Raw genomic sequence first — 2,213 nt, 5'->3', positions numbered from 1 at the left:
GGCACCTAGGGGCGCGGGGAACTGCGCGACCAGCCCCCACCGGACCCGCGGACGGAACAGCGAGCGGGGCCCGGGGCGCCAGCCCCAGGAGGACCGATGCCTGAAGGGCACACCATCCACCGCCTCGCCGAGGACTACCTCGGCCGTTTCGGCGGCCGGAAGGCCCACGTCACCAGCCCCCAGGGCAAGTTCGCGGACGCCGCCGCCCTCCTGGACGGCACGGCCCTCACCACGGCGGAAGCCCACGGGAAGCACCTCTTCCTGGGCTTCGGGCGGGCGGACTGGGTCCACATCCMCCTCGGCCTCTTCGGCAAGGTCGCCTTCGGGGACGCCCCCGCGCCCCCGCCCACCGACACGGTCCGCCTCAGGCTCGTGAACGACACCGCGTACGTGGACCTGCGCGGCCCCACCACCTGCACCCTGATCGGCGACCCGGAGAAGCAGGCGGTGCACGACCGCCTGGGCCCCGACCCGCTGCGCGACGACGCCGACCCGGCCCGCGCGTACGCCCGGGTGTCCCGCAGCCGTACGACGATCGCCGCCCTGCTGATGGACCAGAAGGTCATCGCGGGCGTGGGCAACGTCTACCGCGCGGAGGTCCTCTTCCGGCACGGCATCGACCCGTACCGGCCGGGCCGGGACATCACGCGCGCCGAGTGGGACGCGATGTGGGCGGACCTGGTGGTGCTGATGCGCCAGGGGGTCCGGAACAACCGCATCGACACGGTCCGCCCGGAGCACGAGCCGGAGGCGATGGGCCGCCCGCCGCGCAAGGACGACCACGGCGGCGAGGTCTACGTGTACCGCCGGGCGCACCTGCCCTGCCACATCTGTGGCGACGAGATCCGCACCGCCGAGCTCGCCGCCCGCAACCTGTTCTGGTGCCCCACGTGCCAGAAGGCCCGGGTCGCCCCGGGCCTTCGTGAGGGACCGGCCGGCCTCCGCGGAGGCCCGGCCGGTCGCTGAGACGGACGGTTCAGTCCAGCGGCTCCAGCGAGATCGTCGCGTCCTTCGGGTCGCCGTCGTGCACCAGCGACTCGTGGTTGCCGACGTCGTCGAAGGCGAAGGCGTACGCCTGCCCGTCCTGCATCTGCTCGTGGACCAGCCGGGCGTAGTGGTTGGTGACGCCGTCCTGGTAGAAGCCGGACGCGTCGGCGTCGGGCTGCTCGGGGTTGCTGAGCAGGGTCGACCGGTTGAACGCGGCGCACAGGGTTCGCGAAATGGGGCCGCGCACCTGGTCGTTGGGGGCGTCCAGCTTGTTGTAGCAGCCGAAGACGGAGTCCGAGTCGGGCTTCTCGAAGGACGTCACGACGGCACCCGTACCGTCGGTGAAGTCCAGCTTCCCGCCGTTGACCCGGCCCTGGAACTTCTTGTCGGGCTGGTCCTTGAACGGGGTCACCGTCAGGGTCTCGCCGGCGTACTTGGCCCACACCCGGTCGATGTAGTCGTCCATCACGCCGGCCGGGATGGCGCCGGAGGAGATGCCGTGCCCGGGGGCCAGCACGCGCAGCGGCGTGCCGTCGCCGCGGGTCTCGACCAGGCCCTCCCAGCCGCCGCCCTGCGCCTTCAGCCCGTTGACCACGGCCTGGTAGCCGCCCGGCTTGAGCTTGCCGGTCTCCTTGGTGGAGCCGTCGCCGGCGGTGAGGCCCACCGAGTAGGGCGCGGAGAACATGTCCACCTGGGTGGAGTTCAGCCACAGGCCGGAGTCGTTGAGCGTGTACTCGGTCCAGTTGAACAGGACGTCGTGGTTGGGGTCGGAGGCGTTCTGCACGGCGGGCTGCACGAGCCCGCCTTCGGCGAGCCGGAAGTCCAGCTTCTGGCCGTACGAGAAGTAGACGCGGCCGGAGAACTTCGGCAGCCGGACCGTCTTGGAGGCGCCGTCGGCGGGCCCGGCGAACGAGGCGTCGGGCGCCGGGACCGGCGGGGCACCGCCGGCGGGCCAGGCGTGGAAGACGCCGTCCTCGTCGGCGTACCCCTGCTTGCCCGAGGCGAGTTCGGTGCCGATCACGTACACGTAGACCTGCTCGCCGCTGCCCGAGGTGTTCTTCAGGGTGAGCGGGATGGTGTCGGCCACGGCCGAGGCGTGGTCGGCCGGTCCGACGACGACGGCGCCGACGCCGACCGCGGCGGCCACGGCCAGGGACGCCGTCAGCTTGCGGGGGGAGAGGAGATGCATACGGTCCTCGTTGCTGGGTGGGGATGGGGATGGAGGG

At 72.2% G+C, this 2,213-nt stretch carries 2 protein-coding genes; one reads left to right on the top strand and one right to left on the bottom strand.

Going from position 1 to position 2,213, the window contains the following annotated elements:
• The first annotated feature begins 96 nt into the window (after positions 1-96).
• A complete protein-coding gene (locus FGF04_RS38910) occupies positions 97-966 on the top strand; it encodes an Fpg/Nei family DNA glycosylase (RefSeq protein ID WP_149516112.1) in 870 nt (289 codons plus the stop codon).
• A 10-nt stretch (positions 967-976) separates the two neighbouring features.
• On the opposite strand, the gene FGF04_RS38905 is transcribed toward FGF04_RS38910, so the two are convergent.
• Complete coding sequence (locus tag FGF04_RS38905; protein WP_149516111.1) at positions 977-2,176, bottom strand: glycoside hydrolase family 64 protein; 1,200 nt, start codon at positions 2,174-2,176, stop codon at positions 977-979.
• Positions 2,177-2,213 lie beyond the last annotated feature (37 nt).

The organism is Streptomyces apricus (assembly GCF_008369065.1).
Taxonomy (GTDB): Bacteria; Actinomycetota; Actinomycetes; order Streptomycetales; family Streptomycetaceae; genus Streptomyces; species Streptomyces apricus.
Note: the sequence above shows the minus strand (reverse complement) of the source record. Positions and strands in the feature narration are given on the sequence as shown.

Excerpts from the sequence above, each read along its gene's own strand:
- FGF04_RS38905 (WP_149516111.1), bottom strand. The coding sequence starts at position 2,176 with ATGCATCTCCTCTCCCCCCGCAAGCTGACGGCGTCCCTGGCCGTGGCC.